We start from the raw sequence: 14,306 nt of genomic DNA, 5'->3' as shown, positions 1-14,306 counted from the left end.
GTCTGCCTTGGCCGACGTGTTTCGAAGCCAAAGACTCGTGCCATACTTGGCCTCATGCGGTTGAATTTCCTATCCGTAACCCCAGCTGAACCATGGCAGGGAAGACGACGGGAACCGTCAGGAGAATCATGGCCAGCTCGTCCATCACCGCGCCCAGCAACAGGTAGCCCAGCATCACGAGCGCCAGCACACCGTAGGGCCCAACGGGCAGGTGCACAAGAAAATCGACCGCCTTCTGGGTGAACTGCGTGATAGTGAGGAAGTAGCCAAACAGGAAGGCGCCCACCACGATCAGCAGGATGGCGGAGGAGACCCGCAATGCATCGATGAGCGCGAGGCGAATGGTCTTGCTGCGAAGCTGACCGCGGACCACCCCGATGAGCAAGGTACCGATGGCGCCCGCGCCCGCCGCCTCCTGAACGGTGAACAACCCGCCATAGATGCCGCCCAGCACGAACATGAACAGCAGGATGACGGCCCACAGGTTTTTGAGGCTGCTGAAGCGTTCCCGCCAGGTGTGCTGTTCGCCCACAGGCAACATGGCGGGGTACCGCAATGCCGTGAGGTGGACGACGATCGAATATCCAACCACCGCCAGCAGACCGGGCACCACGCCCGCTGCAAAAAGCTGGGTGATGTCCGTGTCGGTCATGATGCCGTACAGCACGAAGATGACCGACGGCGGGATCATGATCCCCAGGGTGCCACCTGCTGCGATGAGACCGGCCGAAAAGCCCGGGTCGTAGCCGGCGCGCCGCATTTCTGGCAGCGCGACTTGTGACATGGTCGCGGCCGTGGCCACCGACGAGCCATTGATGGCGGCAAAGCCCGCGCACGAAGCAATGGAAGCCAGGGCCAGGCCGCCGCGCCGGTGGCCGAACCATGCCCGACCGGCGGTGAACAGTTCCTTGCTCATCCCGGCCTGAGACGCAAACGCACCCATCAGGATGAACATGGGAATGACGGCGAGGTCGTAGTCCGTGACCACGGACAAGGGCACGTTGGCCAGCAGGTTGAAGGCAGCCGTCCAGGTGGACAGCATCCCGAAACCCAGCACACCCACGATGCCCATGGCAATGCCGATCGGCACACGAAGCACCATCAGCACCAGCATCAGCACGAAACCCAGCAGGGCGACGAGATCACGATCCATGTTCAAACTCCAGTGGGTCGACGTTCCCGCTGGCGCGCCGCCACATCTGCACCACCCGGGCTGCAGAGAGGATGGCGGCGGCCGTGGCGCCGAGTGCGGCCACGGCATAGAACCAGCTCATGGGCAGGCGGAGGTCCGAGGTGGCCTGTTCGCCGGTACCGCTGACTTTGATCCACACCATCCAGGCCAGGGGGCCGAGAAAGGCAAACGTCAACACTGTCGCCAGCATGTCCATGCGAATCCGGTTGCGTGGTCCCAAGTGTTCCCAAAGCGCGTCCACGCAGATGTGGCCGCCACGGTAGGTGGCGATGGCCATGCCCCAGAAGATGGAGATTCCCAACAGCAGCCTGGATCCGTCGTACCAGTCAGGCACCTGCACGTCCGCCACATTCCGGATGAAGACATTGCCAGCGGTCAGCAAGGCGATGGCCAGAAGAAAGAAGGCCGCGACCGATTCGGTCGTGTCGAGAATCTTCTTCATGGGATCAGTACGCCGCTTTGCGTGCCGTCAGTTCGCGCTTGAGGTCATTGAGCACCTCGGTTGGATTTGCGCCGCTCTTTTGTGCACCTTGGCTCCATTGCGCCGTGATGGGTTCGACGGCCTTCTTCCAGGTCTGAACTTGTTCTGGAGTGAGCTGAACAATGGTGTGACCGGCAGTGGCTGCCAGCTTGGCTTCACCCGCGTCTTCGGCGCCACCCCAACCCTCACCGACCTTGGCAGCCCATTCGTTGCTGCAGTGGTCGTTGATCACCTTCTTCTGGTTCGCCGAAAGCCCTTCAAACCAGGGCTTGTTGATGACCCATACGAAAGAGGCTGCGTACAGCTTGGTGTCCAGGTGGAACTTCACCGCCTTGTCGATATTGAAGGAAATCAGCGAATCCCAGGGGAAGGTGATGGCATCGGCCACACCCTTCTCCAGCGCGTCGCGCGACTCGGGCGCGGACACCTGCACATTGCTGGCACCCAGGTGCACCATGGTCTGCGCGACCGTACCGTTCGCGGGACGGATCTTCATACCCTTGATCTGGCCTGGTTCGGTGATCGGCTTCTTGGAGTGCAGCGTGCCGATGTGGATGTGCGCAAAGCAATACTTCACATCCTTCATTTCCTTCTCGGCGTGTTTGCGGTACCAAGCATCCACAGCGGCAGAGCCCGTGCCCGGCTGCGAGATGAGGAACGGCAGTTCACTGGCCGCGAAGATGGGGAAACGGCCAGCCTGGTAGCCCGGGCTGACCCAGGAGATCTCAGAGATGCCGTCGCGGGCCATGTCGTAGTGGTCGGCTGCCTTGCCCAGTTGCTGGGCCGGGAAGAGGGCTACCTTGATGCTGCCCTTGGAGGCCGCTTCGATGGACTTGGCCCAGGGCTCGATGCTGGTCTTGGCCAGTGTGTGCTGGGCGGGCACCCAGAAGCCGAATTTCATCTCCACGGGTTTGTCCTGGGCATGGACCTGCATGCCAAAGGCCATCGCCAGTGCGGCGCTCGCCACGACGTTGATGCGGTTGCGTGAGTTCATTGTCTGTCTCCTTTATGGGTGCCCATTGATTCGGGCGTTGAAAAAACGGGCAGTGCTGAATTGGGGCGTTAGAGCGTCATTTCTTTCGCCGGTTTGGGGCGCCGGACGATGCGAATCGGGTGGGACCGAACTGGGGGAGGCGGCAGGCCCAGCGAGCGGGCCAGCGCCCGGCCTTCCGGGTCCACCAGCGCGGCCTCGCGTGCGGAGCGAACGCGAGCGACCGCTTGTTCGATCGAATGCGCGTCACGCTTTTCAATGGTGAGACTGAGCCAGGCTTCAACATCCTTTAGCACCGTGGTGAGGCTGCTGTGGCCACGCTCACTGGTTTCCCCGTAACCTTTGACGAGGTTGCCGCACAGGGCCACTTCGTAGGCCAGTCTGGAGCCCGTGCATTGCGCCTGGCGAATGGCCTCCAACCAACGATCGATGAGCGCCTGTTCCGACGCAAAGCGCGAAGTTTTGCGACGCCAGGCGCGCAGCGAGCGCAAAACGCAAAGCATGGCAAAGCCCCGCACGGTGTCGGTGCGCACGTGCAAGCCCACGTTGAGTTTGTGCGCCTTGTGGGCCAGTTTTTTTCTCAGCCAGGTGGCGGCACCGGTGGGCAGCAGCGAACAGATTTCATCGAGACCGGGCTTGAGGTATTCGGTCAGAAGAACCGGTTCATCCGCACGTGCGCCCACTTCTTTGCGAACCCGTTCCAATCGGTCTGAGCGGGTCTTGAGATCAGCCACCCGGATGACATCCTCGTAGCTCATCCAGAGGGCCAGATAGCGTGCCGTCTCGGTCGAAATCGGGTAATCCCCGGCGCTGTGGCTCTCCAGCCGCTGGATGGATTCAACCCGCTCCAGGTACAGGTCGGCGTACCTGGCGTCCATGTAGTCCGTGGTCAGCTCCACACCGTGTTGGGCGACGCTGCGCAGCGGCTCCGCGAACGATGCCAGCTTCGGATGAACGGTTTTCCAAGCGGTTGACGGGGCTGCTTGACCGTGACCGGTCACCGCTTTTTTTGTCACGTGGTCATACCCGGCGGCAAAACCTTTCAGGCTTGCGTCAACGGCCTTGCCCGATTCGCGGATGGCCTGCTCGCAGGCTTCCCGTGAGAACGGCAGCGCGCCGCTACCCGCCATGGCCCCGAACATCACGGTGTTGATGACCGTGCCGTGCTTCCAGGCCAAGGCGCGCATGTCGAACAGGTGACTGTGCATGGCCAGGTCGCTGGCGGCGTTGATCACCCGCGTGCCGTCGTAGCGACCATCGCCCATGGCCATCTTTTCAGCCACCGCGTACTCGCGGTGGGTCGACGCGACCAGGGTGGTCCGCTTCGGGTGCACAAAGCCGCCTTGTAGAACCCGACCCGCTTCGACCAGCTCGGACGCGGCCACGATGTCCACATCGCCCTGGCTGGGTGTCAGGCTGAAGACGGGTTGCTGGCCACCCAGGTCAGCACGTGCAACAGGATAGATTTCAATGTAGTAGTTCGTCGCACCAGTGCGCTGCGCGACGCCTGGCACCGAGGTGCTCTGCACCGGGTAGCCGTGTGCGGTTGCGGCCGAGATCAGCCAGTCCGCGAGCACCCCACCGCCTTCTCCGCCCATGGCTGCAACCAGAATGGTGACAATGTGGGGTTCCTTTTGAGACGTGTTCATGCGCTGACCTCCTGCGCGGCGGGCACTTGGGGTTTACCCACCATGGCGTTGATGACACCTTTCCGCAGGCGGTACAGCCACCGTTCCCACGCACTGGCGTTTTGGACGATTTCAGCCTTGTAGAAAGAAGGACAAAGAATGGCTGCGTGTGCGTTCTCGCCGCAAAGGCCACAGCCCACACAACCCTGGTTGACGGTGGCGACAGGGTCGGTCCGCAGCGGACTGGGATTGGGTTTGATGGTCAGGGAAGGGCAGCCGGACAGACGGATGCACGAGTGGTCGCCGGTGCACACATCGTCGTCGATGCCAAACCGGGTGCGCACCACGCGCTCACCGCGCTTGAGCTTGGCCGCGTTGATGGGCTTTACGCGCCGCTGCCGTTCCAGCTGGCATTCGCCGTCCGCGATGATGACCTTGAGGCCACCTTCGTTTGTCGTCATGGCATCGTGCAGCGTGTCCCGCATCTCAGCCACGTTGTAGCTGGTGATTTTCCGTATCCACTGGACCCCCACGCCTTTGAGGGCGGTCTCGATATCTAGCGTCAGGGTCTTGCCCGCCGGCTGTGTGGGAGAAGACGCAATCGCCTGCGTACCTGTGGCCGATGTGTAGCCGTTTTTGAGGATCACCAGCACGGAGTCCTGGTTGTTGTAGACCGCATTCACCACCCCGCTGGTGAAGCCGTTGTGCCAGAAACCCCCGTCGCCCATGACGCTGATGACCCGGTTCTGCATCAAGGGGCCGACGCCCGATGAGCTGGCCAGGCCCAGTCCGTAGCCCAGCACGGTGCTGCCCGTGTTGAAAGGGGGCAAGGTGCCGAAGGTGTGGCACCCGATGTCGGCGCTCACGTGGACATTGCCCAGTTCTTTCTGCATCAGCTTCAACGCGGCAAAGACAGGGCGCTCCGGGCAACCGATGCAGAAGCCCGGCGGTCGGGCAGGCACCGGAACTCCCAGCGCTTCAACCGCTTGCGGCTTGAGTTGTGCCAGCGGAGCGGCGGCCTCCGACACCTCGGCGGCCCTTGTTCGGCGAGCGCGGCCGGTGCGGCCTGCTTGATGAACTCAGCCAGGCTTTTGGTCAGAACCTCGCCGGTGTACTCGCCCGCCATCGGAAAGATGTCTTTGCCGTACAGGCGCGTGTCGCTCTGGGCGCGACGAAGAATCGCTTGCAGGGATTCTTCGATGTAGTTGGGCTGACCTTCTTCCACCATCAGGACCGCGCGTTTGTTGGCGCAGAACTCGACCAGCTCATCGGGGACCAGCGGGTAAACCACATTGAGCACTTGCAGCGGAATGCGGCTGTTGCCGAAGGTGTCTGCCAGCCCCAGCTGCTGCAGCGCACGGATCGTGCCGTTGTAGAGGCCGCCAGGAATGATGAGTCCCACGTCGGTGCAGTCGCCCTCGAATCGCTCGTTGAGCTGATGGTCCTTGATGAATTTGACCGCTGCAGGCCAGCGCGACTCGATCTTCAGCCGCTCGTGTGCGTAGATGGACGGGGGCAGGTTGATGTTCGAGAAGTCGAACTTGGGTTGGCTGATGGTCTCGCGGGTCGATATCGCGGGGGCACGGTTGTCTTTGCAGACAAAGGAACCGTGCACGTGGCAGGCACGGATGCGCAGCTGGAGCATGACCGGCGTGTGGCTGGCTTCGGAGAGTTCGAAGCTCTTCTCAACTGCCTCGACGATGGACGTCAGGTTGGGCCTGGGGTCCATCAGCCACATCTGCGACTTCATGGCGAACGCGTGGGTGCGCTCCTGGATGATGCTGGAGCCCTCACCGTAATCCTCACCCAGGATCACCAGTGCTCCACCCTGGACACCGGACGAGGCCAGGTTGGACAGGGCATCCGACGCGACGTTGGTGCCCACGGTGGACTTCCAGGTGACCGCCCCGCGAACCGGATAGTTGATTGAGGCGCCCAGCATGGCGGCGGCGCCAGCTTCGGAGGCGCTGTTCTCGAAGTAGATGCCCAGCGTGTCCAGCAGCTCGCGCGCATCGCCGAGCACGTCGATCAGGTGGGAAACCGGCGCGCCCTGGTAGCCACCGATGTAGCTCACACCGGATTGCAGCAGGGCTTTGGTGACGGCGAGGATGCCTTCACCATGAAATTCTTCTCCGGCGCCCAGCGACAGGCGTGAGATCTCTTCAGCGAATGAACGCTCCATGTTTGTCTCCTGTCGATGGTGTCTGGCACCTCGACTTGTTGTGTTTTCCAGCCGCTCGGTGGCTGGGCTTTGACTGTTAGCGCGAGCTTAGGTGTCCTGTGAAAGTTGTCCTATCAATGCAAACGTTGTTGCATATCGATGAATTAAATTTAGTCTCGAAACCGCGCCGAACCGACATCACAGGTGTGGGCGTGAGGTTCAGTGTTCCGCTTGCAGCAGGCGGTGCACCTGGTGCCAGTCGACGCCCACTTCGTCGTTTCGGGGCGCTCGGATCAGCACGTTCTCGCGGAACAGATGGGCGACCACCCTGCTGGCCGTCACGTGGTTGATGTCGAGCGTGTCGGCCATCTCGTGGCGGCTTGGCAACCAGATGGAAGTAGCTTGCGAGAGGTGGGCTTTTCTGAGCTGATCCAGCAGCAACAGCACGCGGCGCCTGGCGCTTGAGCGGTGCAGCTCCACCCGAAACTTTGTAATGTCCCGCAGCAGGTGTGATACGTCCATACTGGACCGTGACTGGATGCCCGCGTGACGACCCGCGTCCGATCTGGCCTGGCTGGCGAATGGCTCCAACACGAGGTCTTTGCAGGCACGGGCATCGAAATACCGTGGCTCGCCCAGACAGGCTTCGTGGCCAATGAGCGCCCCCGGGCCAAGGAAATGAACGATGCAGCGCTCGCCCCGGTGATTGACGCTCTCCAGGCAGGCGATGCCCGATCGGATCACGAACGCGGTCGAGGAAGGTTCGCCCTGCTGATAGATATAGCTTTTAGCCAGGAATCTGGCCAGCTTCGGGACCAGCTGGATGGCCGGAAGCGGGGACCTTGTGAAGCGGTGCGAATGGGAGACGACCAGTTGCTGACTCATGGTGGTTTCACGTGCCTTGTGCCCACGATCGGATGGCCTGGAACACGGCCCACAGCGGCGGGTTGTTCAGGCCCTGGCCTGATCGGCTGGAAGCGTGCATCCGCGCGAAATGGTTCAGTACATCGGTGTTTGTCGGACCGGGTGCCAGCACCTTGACCTCATCGTCCGCCACTACCATGTATGTGGGAAACGTCTCGATGTCCAGCGCCTCCACCATCTCGCTGTGGTCTTCGATGTCAACCCAGACCCAGCGCACATCGGGCTGTTGAAGGCGCAGCATGGAAAACGCCGGCTGCAGATCGCGGCACTGGTGGCACCACTGGGCACATAGGCAGATCACCCAGACGTTATCGCTGGTGGGCGCGTCGGGTTCCGGCACCGTTGGCGGAACTGCACTGCGGCTGGACATGGAGCGCTCTGCCGCAGCCTTATCGCGACACGATGAACGTCGAAGGCTCGCGAACGGGTTTGGCCGACGGGTGATCGATGTCGGTCACGTTGAAGTGGATGTTGAGGATCTCGCCCGCCTTTGTCGCGGCCATCGCGTTGGGCATGCGCGCGGTCACGGTCAGGTTGGTGGCCTGGGCCGGTTGCAGGACCACGGTGGACCGGTGGAGCAAGCTGACATCGCTGTTCGGTTCGATCATCACGTTCAGCGATTGCACGCGGTCCGAGGCGTTCATCAGCTGCAGGGTGTACACGTTCTCCACCGCGCCATGTTCCACCATGCGGGCCATGATGTTGCGGTCGCGCAGCACATTGAGCCGGACCTCAGGGCGCGTCACAAAGGCAGTGGCCACAGCGCATATGGCGATCAGCAGCAGCGTGCCGTAGACCACTACGCGCGGTCTCCAGAATCGCTTGAAGGACGTCCCCTGCGCCGACGCGCCGCCACCCAGTTCCATCAACGAAGCCATGCGGATCAGGCCCCGGGGCGCTTCGATTTTGTCCATCACCTGGTTGCATGCGTCGATGCACAGCCCACAGCCGATGCAGGCCGCCTGCAACCCCTGGCGAATGTCGATACCGGTCGGGCAGACCTGGACGCAGAGCGTGCAGTCGATGCAGTGCCCGGCAGATTTGTCACGGCTGTCACGGTCTGCGCCGGCCCTGCGCGGCTCGCCTCGGTGGTGGTCGTACGCCACGTTCAGCGTGCGCTGATCCATCAACGAACCCTGAAAGCGGCCGTATGGGCACATGTGCAGACACACGCTCTCGCGCAGGTAACCGGCGTTGCCGTAGGTGGCCAGACTGTAGAAGCCGATCCAGAAACCTTCCCAGGGACCGAGCTGGTACGGCACGGCCAGGGCCAGTTCGCGGATGGGCGTGAAATAGCCCACCAGCGTGAAGCCGGTCCACAGCGCCAGCAGGCCCCAGGCGAGATGTTTGCCGCTGCGTCGTGCGATTTTTTCTGCAGTCCAGGGGCTGCGATCGAGCCGTAGGCGGGCCTGGCGATCCCCTTCGGTGCGGTGCTCGATCCACTGGAACAGCTCGGTGTACACCGTCTGCGGGCAGGCAAAACCGCACCACACGCGCCCGGCTACGGTGGTGGCAAAAAACAGCAGCAGGGCGCTGATCACCAGCAGGCCGGCGAGGTAGATCAGGTCCTGCGGGTAGAGCACCGCGCCGAACAGGAAGAAGCGGCTGGCTTCCAGGTCGAACAGCACCGCCTGGCGACCGTTCCAGCTGAGCCAGGGCAGGCCGTAGTACACCAACTGCGTGATCCAGACCATCGCCCAGCGCCAGCGGGTGAACAGGCCCGAAATCGAGCGCACCTGGATCTTGTCTGCGGCGGGCCGGCCGCTGACCGGGACGATGGGGATGGTGCGATGGGTCATGGGATTCAAGTGTTCAAGACAGCAGCGCTTGGACGGCATGGCGCCAAAGCCTCAGCCACAGGGCTCAGGAGGGTCGCCAGATCATGTTCGCCCAGCCATTCGTCTTCGCGGAAGAAGACACGGTTCAGGTGGATCGAGACTTGAGTTGATTCGTGTTCATGCGGATGGGTTTCTGGTGTGGCATGAACCGACAAGCCGTCTTCCTCGCTGCGCAGCAGCACCCAGCCCGCGTTGCCGTCACCAAGACGCACCGGTGCGACCAGCGAGAAGCCCTCCCAGGGCAGGTTGGGCACCCCGTGCAATCGCCCGCTGAGCAGCCAGCCACGTCCGGTGTCTTCAGCGCTCAGTTCCCGACCGCCCGGGGCCAGCGTGGCCGCCCGGCTGCCCATCAGGAATTCGGGCAGCCAGAGCTCACGCAATCCCACGTTGAAGGTCTGCACCAGCGCCTCGATGGCCAGGCGTTGCGCCCAAAGGACCGCTGCGGCGGCCGGGTCCTGCCGTTGCAGAAGCCCGGCGGCATGCGCCAGATCGTCGAGGCCGCCGCCGTTGCCGCCCAGATCGCGGGGCACCGCACAGCGCAGCAGGCCGGAGTCCACCACCCGCTGCAGGGGTGAGCGTGAGGCTTGAAGCGCGTTCACAACGGGAGCGGTGCCAAGGAGTCCGGTGTCGGTGAGCATGGCCACGATGGTCGCTCGTGATGATCTGATTGCACAGATTCAGTTGAAATGAAATCGGACCAGATCAGATGGCGCTGTTTTCCGCATCTGATCCGCTGTTTCTGGAAAAAAGAGCCGTTTCTGAGCCGGGTCGCCATCAGCGGCGCGGAGATACTCGTTCCATGTCGGATTCACACACTCGCCGGTGGCCCCGGATCGCCCGGCCCGCCAAAGCCCTGCTGGCCATGGCAGGTCTGGTGGCGCTGCAGTGGCTGGGCGATGCCCTGGTGGCGCGAACCGGCTGGCCGGTGCCCGGTTCACTGGTGGGTTTGCTGCTGCTCTTGGTGGGCCTGGTGCTGCGGGGCCACGTGCCCCAGGCGCTGGACGATGTGAGTGCGCCGCTGCTGCGCCACCTGATGCTGCTGCTCATCCCTTCGGTGGCGGCGGTGGGCCTGTACGTCGGGCTGCTGGCGCAACACGCGGTGGCGTTCCTGCTGGTGTCCGTGGGGGTCACGGCCCTGACCATCGTGGTCACCGCCTGGACCCTGCAGCGGCTCTTGAAGCGGGCGGCGGATTGATGCTCTGGTCGGTCATCACGCTCGCGGCCTACCTGGCCGCGCTGTGGCTGTACCGGCGCAGCGGCCACCACCTGCTGTGCCTGCCCGTGCTCACCGGCACGGCGCTGGTGCTCGCCGCGCTGGCGCTGGCCGGCACCGGCTACCCGGTGTACGCCGAGGCCACCCGGGTGCTGCGCTGGCTGGCGGGGCCGGCCGTCATCGCCCTGGCCGTGCCCCTGTACCGGCAGGCGGCCTTGCTGCGGCGGCTGGCCGTGCCGCTGCTGGCGGCGCTGGCGGCGGGTTGCCTGGTGTCGGTGCTGGGCACCGTGGGACTGTGCGGGTTGCTGGGCACGCCCATGTCGTTCGCGCTGTCGCTGGCGCCCAAGGCCGCGACCATGCCCATGGCCTTGCTGGCGGCCGAGCGCGCGGGCGGCGTGCCGGCGGTGGCGGCCATGGCCGTGGTGGCCACCGGCGTGCTGGGCCCCATGCTGGCGGGGCCGCTGCTGCGCTGGCTGCGGGTGGGGGAAGGGCAAGGGGGTGGCGCGGACGGGGAGGTCGTCCGCAGCTTCACGCTCGGCCTGGTGGCGCACGCCATCGGCGTCGCGCGGGTCTTGCAGACGCACCCCGGCAGCGTGGCCTTCGCGGCCCTGGCCATGGGCCTGAACGGCGTGGCCACCGCGCTGGTGCTGGCCGTGCTGTCGCGCTGGTTGTGAAAATGCCGCGGCGGTACAGGCAGCCGGCGGACGCACCGCTGGCGTCGGGCGGGCCATCGGGTTTGCCGTCCACCGCCTGCGCTGCAACAATCCCAGGAAACTTGACCTCGGAAGATCAGATGAGCGGCAACCGCCTGACCCGATACCAACAGCTGGCCGAAGACATGGCAGACGCCATCCGCGCGGGCCTGCTGCGCCCGGGCGAACGCCTGCCGTCCGTGCGCGTCACCTGCGAGCAGCGGCGCGTGAGCCCGTCCACCGTGTTCCAGGCCTACGGCCACCTGGAGTCGCTGGGGCTGATCGAGGCGCGCCCCCGTTCAGGCTACTTCGTGCGCGCCACGCGCCGCCCGCTGCGCGCCGGCCCTGAACCGGCGCCCCCGCGCAGCGAGGCCACGCCGGTGGCCATCAGCGAGCTGGTGTTCGACCTGCTGGGCTCCACCCGCGATGCCGACGTGGTGCCGCTGGGCTCGGCCTTTCCGGCACCGCACCTGTTCCCGTTCGACGAGCTGGCGCGCAGCGGCGCACGCGCCATGCGGCGCCTGAAGGCCAGCCAGATCACCGGCGCGCTGACCGCGGGCGACGAGGGCCTGCGCCTGGCGCTGCGCAAACGCTACGCGCTGCAGGGCGTGCCGCTGGCCGACAACGAACTCATCATCACCAACGGCGCCATGGAGGCGCTCAACCTCTGTCTGCAGGCGGTCACGAAGCCAGGCGACGTGGTGGTGGTGGAGTCGCCCACGTTCTACGCCGCGCTGCAGGCCCTGGAGCGCCTGCACCTGAAGGCGGTGGAGGTGGCGACCGACCCGAAGGAGGGCGTGGACCTGGCCGCGCTGGGCGAGCTGCTGGCGCGGCAGACGGTGGCGGCCTGCTGGTTCATGCCCAGCTTCCAGAACCCGCTGGGCGCGCTCATGCCGGTCGCGCGGCGGCAAGCCCTGGTGGCGCTGCTGGCGCAGCACGGTGTGCCGCTGATCGAGGACGACGTGTACGGCGAGCTGCACGCGGGCGCGCGCCGCCCGCCGCCGGCCAAGGCCTTTGACCAGCAGGGCGGGGTGCTGCACTGCTCGTCGTTCTCCAAATGCCTGGCGCCGGGTTACCGCGTGGGCTGGGCCGCTGCCGGGCGCTACGCGCCGCAGGTCGAGCGGCTGAAGATGATGACCTCGCTGGCCACGGCCATCCCGCCGCAGCTGGCGGTGGCCGACTACCTGGCCCAGGGCGGTTACGACCGCCACCTGCGCCGCCTGCGTGAAGCCCTGGCCACGCAGCAGACCCACGCGCTGAAACTGGTGGAGCGGCACTTCCCGGCGGGCACCCGCGTGACGCGGCCCGAAGGCGGCTACTTCCTCTGGCTGGAACTGCCGCCCGAGGTGGACGCGCTGGCGCTGCACCAGCGGGCGCGGGCCTGCGCCATCAGCACCGCTCCGGGCGTGCTGTTCTCGGCCGACCACCGCTTCACCCACCACCTGCGGCTGAACGTGGGGCACCCGGGGGATGCGCGGTTTGACGGCGCGATCAAAACGCTGGGAAGGCTGGCGGGGGATCTGATGGTGGGCCGCTGAACGGCCCTGCGGCCGACGGATTCAGTCTGGACGCTGGGTCGGGCACCCTGTTTTCCAGCGCATCCACCACGGCCTGCAGCGCCCGGCCACAGTCGTTGCGGGTGAGCGATCCCCCCAGGCAGATCCTCAGGCCTTCTGGCGGGTTCCGGTCGGTAGAAAACGTGCTACCGGCCACCGCCGCGACCCCCAGGCTTCTCAACTGGTTGGCCATGTCGGAGGCCAGGCTGGCGCCGTCTTCGGGCAGGGGCAGCGGCAGCCAGGCGTGGAAGCCGTTCGGCTGGGTCCGCACGTCGAAGGGCATGAGGCGCTGCCGGATCTGATCGCTGCGCCAGCGGCATTCTTCCCGCATGGCAGTGAGCACCTCCTGGCAAATGCCGTGCTCGATCCAGTCGGACACCAGGTGGTTGGTCAGTGGTGAGGCCATGACCGTGGTCGCCCGCAAGGCACCGGCCAGGCGCTGGTGCGTGGCCGTGGTGGGCGCGAACACGTGCGCCGTCCGAACCCCGGCGCCCAACCACTTTGACAGGCCACTGATGTAGTAGGTCAGTTCGGGCGCGTACTCGATCAGGGGCGGCGGCACGGCGGTTGGCAACATGCCGTACGCATCGTCTTCAATGATGGGCACGCTGTGCCGCAGCGCGATGTCGGCCAGTTGTTCGCGGCGGCGAATGGGCAGGGTGGCGGTCGTGGGGTTGTGCAGGTTGGGGCACAGGTAGAGCGCGCCCACCGGTGTGCTCTTGCAGGCGGCCTCAAAGGACTCGGGGATCAAGCCCTGTTCGTCCATGGCCAGGGGGTGCAGCCGGGTGCCCAGCTGGGCGGCGATGGCCTTGATGCCAGGGTAGACCAGCGGCTCCACGCAGAGCGACTGCCCGGGTTTGACCAGCAGGCTCGTCAGCGCCAGCAGCACGCTGTGTATGCCCGGGGCCACGAGTAGCCGCTCCGGCACGGCGTCGGGCACCCACTGAGCCATCCACTGCGCAGCCAGGTGGCGGTCTCTGGCGGTGCCACCGAAGTCCTGGTACCTCATGAGGTCCTGAAAGTTCGCCAGCGCCATCGACCCGGCCGCCTGCTCCTGGGCCCGCTGGCAGGCGGGGTGGTCGGCCATCTCCGGCGGCAGGTTCATGGTCATCTCGGCACCCGTGCCGGCGCGCAGCGGCAGCCCGATGAACGAGCCGCGCACGAACGAGCCCAGGCCCGGCCGGGAGACGATCAGGCCTCGTTCCCGCGCCTGTGCAAAACCCCGGACCACGGTGGTGTAGTTGAGGTCTAGCTTCAGAGCCAGGTCCCGCAGCGGGGGCAGGCGTTCCCTGGGCGCGAGCCGGCCTTGCTGCAGGTCCTGCGCGATCAGCTCGGGAATGAGCTGGTAGGCCGGCAGCGTGCTGCTCTTGAGGCGGACGATCCAGTGGGTGAACGGCATGGCGGTGTCTGTGCGGGCGGCGCAAGGGCTTCAAAACGATCACCCGAGTGTGCCTGCGCGGCGGGCAGATTGCATCGCTGGCGGGGGCTTTGCAACGGCAAAACGGTGCGCGTCCGCCATTGATCGGGTGCATTGATTGCATGGCCGTCCGTTCGTTTTGGTGCGGGCCCCGGCGAGCCGTCAACGGCACAGGCCCACCAACAGCTCGCTGGACGGTGACGCCCTGATCTA

12 protein-coding genes and 1 pseudogene are annotated in these 14,306 nt (G+C 65.2%); 3 read left to right on the top strand and 10 right to left on the bottom strand.

Annotated features, from left to right (window positions below):
* Positions 1-52 precede the first annotated feature (52 nt).
* The 9 genes and pseudogenes from ACMUOY_RS19275 to ACMUOY_RS19235 form a co-directional block, all read right to left on the bottom strand.
* On the bottom strand, positions 53-1,153 hold the full coding sequence (locus ACMUOY_RS19275; RefSeq protein ID WP_413894359.1) for a TRAP transporter large permease: 1,101 nt from the start codon (positions 1,151-1,153) through the stop codon (positions 53-55).
* On the bottom strand, positions 1,143-1,634 hold the full coding sequence (locus tag ACMUOY_RS19270; RefSeq protein WP_413894358.1) for a TRAP transporter small permease: 492 nt from the start codon (positions 1,632-1,634) through the stop codon (positions 1,143-1,145). Before ACMUOY_RS19270 ends, ACMUOY_RS19275 begins: the two co-directional genes overlap by 11 nt.
* Before the next feature lie 4 nt (positions 1,635-1,638).
* A complete protein-coding gene (locus tag ACMUOY_RS19265) occupies positions 1,639-2,667 on the bottom strand; it encodes a TRAP transporter substrate-binding protein (RefSeq protein ID WP_413894357.1) in 1,029 nt (342 codons plus the stop codon).
* Positions 2,668-2,735: 68 nt separating this feature from the next.
* A complete protein-coding gene (locus ACMUOY_RS19260; protein WP_413894356.1) occupies positions 2,736-4,313 on the bottom strand; it encodes an indolepyruvate oxidoreductase subunit beta family protein in 1,578 nt (525 codons plus the stop codon).
* A pseudogene (locus ACMUOY_RS19255) lies at positions 4,310-6,474 on the bottom strand (thiamine pyrophosphate-dependent enzyme). Before ACMUOY_RS19255 ends, ACMUOY_RS19260 begins: the two are co-directional and overlap by 4 nt.
* A 198-nt stretch (positions 6,475-6,672) precedes the next feature.
* Positions 6,673-7,338, bottom strand: a complete 666-nt coding sequence (locus tag ACMUOY_RS19250; protein ID WP_413894355.1) for a Crp/Fnr family transcriptional regulator — start codon at positions 7,336-7,338, stop codon at positions 6,673-6,675.
* Positions 7,339-7,345: 7 nt separating this feature from the next.
* Positions 7,346-7,747 (bottom strand): thioredoxin family protein, encoded by a 402-nt coding sequence (locus ACMUOY_RS19245; RefSeq protein WP_413894354.1) that lies wholly within the window; start codon positions 7,745-7,747, stop codon positions 7,346-7,348.
* Positions 7,748-7,766: 19 nt separating this feature from the next.
* On the bottom strand, positions 7,767-9,176 hold the full coding sequence (gene ccoG / locus ACMUOY_RS19240) for a cytochrome c oxidase accessory protein CcoG (protein ID WP_413894353.1): 1,410 nt from the start codon (positions 9,174-9,176) through the stop codon (positions 7,767-7,769).
* A gap of 5 nt (positions 9,177-9,181) precedes the next feature.
* Positions 9,182-9,859 carry a hypothetical protein gene (locus tag ACMUOY_RS19235; RefSeq protein WP_413894352.1) on the bottom strand — a complete coding sequence of 226 codons (678 nt, stop codon included), beginning with the start codon at positions 9,857-9,859 and terminating at the stop codon, positions 9,182-9,184.
* A 155-nt stretch (positions 9,860-10,014) separates the two neighbouring features.
* On the opposite strand from ACMUOY_RS19235, the gene ACMUOY_RS19230 reads away from it, so the two are divergent.
* The 3 genes from ACMUOY_RS19230 to ACMUOY_RS19220 all read left to right on the top strand — a co-directional run bounded on the left by ACMUOY_RS19230 (position 10,015) and on the right by ACMUOY_RS19220 (position 12,658).
* Positions 10,015-10,410, top strand: a complete 396-nt coding sequence (locus tag ACMUOY_RS19230) for a CidA/LrgA family protein (protein ID WP_413894351.1) — start codon at positions 10,015-10,017, stop codon at positions 10,408-10,410.
* On the top strand, positions 10,410-11,102 hold the full coding sequence (locus ACMUOY_RS19225; RefSeq protein ID WP_413894350.1) for an LrgB family protein: 693 nt from the start codon (positions 10,410-10,412) through the stop codon (positions 11,100-11,102). The genes ACMUOY_RS19230 and ACMUOY_RS19225 overlap by 1 nt, the downstream gene beginning before the upstream one ends.
* Positions 11,103-11,221: 119 nt before the next feature.
* Positions 11,222-12,658 (top strand): PLP-dependent aminotransferase family protein, encoded by a 1,437-nt coding sequence (locus ACMUOY_RS19220; protein ID WP_413894349.1) that lies wholly within the window; start codon positions 11,222-11,224, stop codon positions 12,656-12,658.
* On the opposite strand, the gene ACMUOY_RS19215 is transcribed toward ACMUOY_RS19220, so the two are convergent.
* On the bottom strand, positions 12,612-14,075 hold the full coding sequence (locus ACMUOY_RS19215) for a PLP-dependent aminotransferase family protein (protein ID WP_413894348.1): 1,464 nt from the start codon (positions 14,073-14,075) through the stop codon (positions 12,612-12,614). The two genes, ACMUOY_RS19220 and ACMUOY_RS19215, sit on opposite strands and share 47 nt — an antisense overlap.
* Positions 14,076-14,306: the final 231 nt, after the last annotated feature.

This window comes from Candidatus Skiveiella danica, from assembly GCF_022705245.1.
Classification (GTDB): domain Bacteria; phylum Pseudomonadota; class Gammaproteobacteria; order Burkholderiales; family Burkholderiaceae_C; genus Skiveiella; species Skiveiella danica.
The sequence above is the reverse complement of the archived record's forward strand: the minus strand, read 5'-3'. Positions and strand labels throughout refer to the sequence as shown.

Coding starts and splice junctions, on each gene's coding strand:
- ACMUOY_RS19275 (WP_413894359.1), bottom strand. CDS start 1,153: ATGGATCGTGATCTCGTCGCCCTGCTGGGTTTCGTGCTGATGCTGGTG.
- ACMUOY_RS19270 (WP_413894358.1), bottom strand. CDS start 1,634: ATGAAGAAGATTCTCGACACGACCGAATCGGTCGCGGCCTTCTTTCTT.
- ACMUOY_RS19265 (WP_413894357.1), bottom strand. CDS start 2,667: ATGAACTCACGCAACCGCATCAACGTCGTGGCGAGCGCCGCACTGGCG.
- ACMUOY_RS19260 (WP_413894356.1), bottom strand. CDS start 4,313: ATGAACACGTCTCAAAAGGAACCCCACATTGTCACCATTCTGGTTGCA.
- ACMUOY_RS19250 (WP_413894355.1), bottom strand. CDS start 7,338: ATGAGTCAGCAACTGGTCGTCTCCCATTCGCACCGCTTCACAAGGTCC.
- ACMUOY_RS19245 (WP_413894354.1), bottom strand. CDS start 7,747: ATGTCCAGCCGCAGTGCAGTTCCGCCAACGGTGCCGGAACCCGACGCG.
- ccoG (WP_413894353.1), bottom strand. CDS start 9,176: ATGACCCATCGCACCATCCCCATCGTCCCGGTCAGCGGCCGGCCCGCC.
- ACMUOY_RS19230 (WP_413894351.1), top strand. CDS start 10,015: ATGTCGGATTCACACACTCGCCGGTGGCCCCGGATCGCCCGGCCCGCC.
- ACMUOY_RS19225 (WP_413894350.1), top strand. CDS start 10,410: ATGCTCTGGTCGGTCATCACGCTCGCGGCCTACCTGGCCGCGCTGTGG.
- ACMUOY_RS19220 (WP_413894349.1), top strand. CDS start 11,222: ATGAGCGGCAACCGCCTGACCCGATACCAACAGCTGGCCGAAGACATG.
- ACMUOY_RS19215 (WP_413894348.1), bottom strand. CDS start 14,075: ATGCCGTTCACCCACTGGATCGTCCGCCTCAAGAGCAGCACGCTGCCG.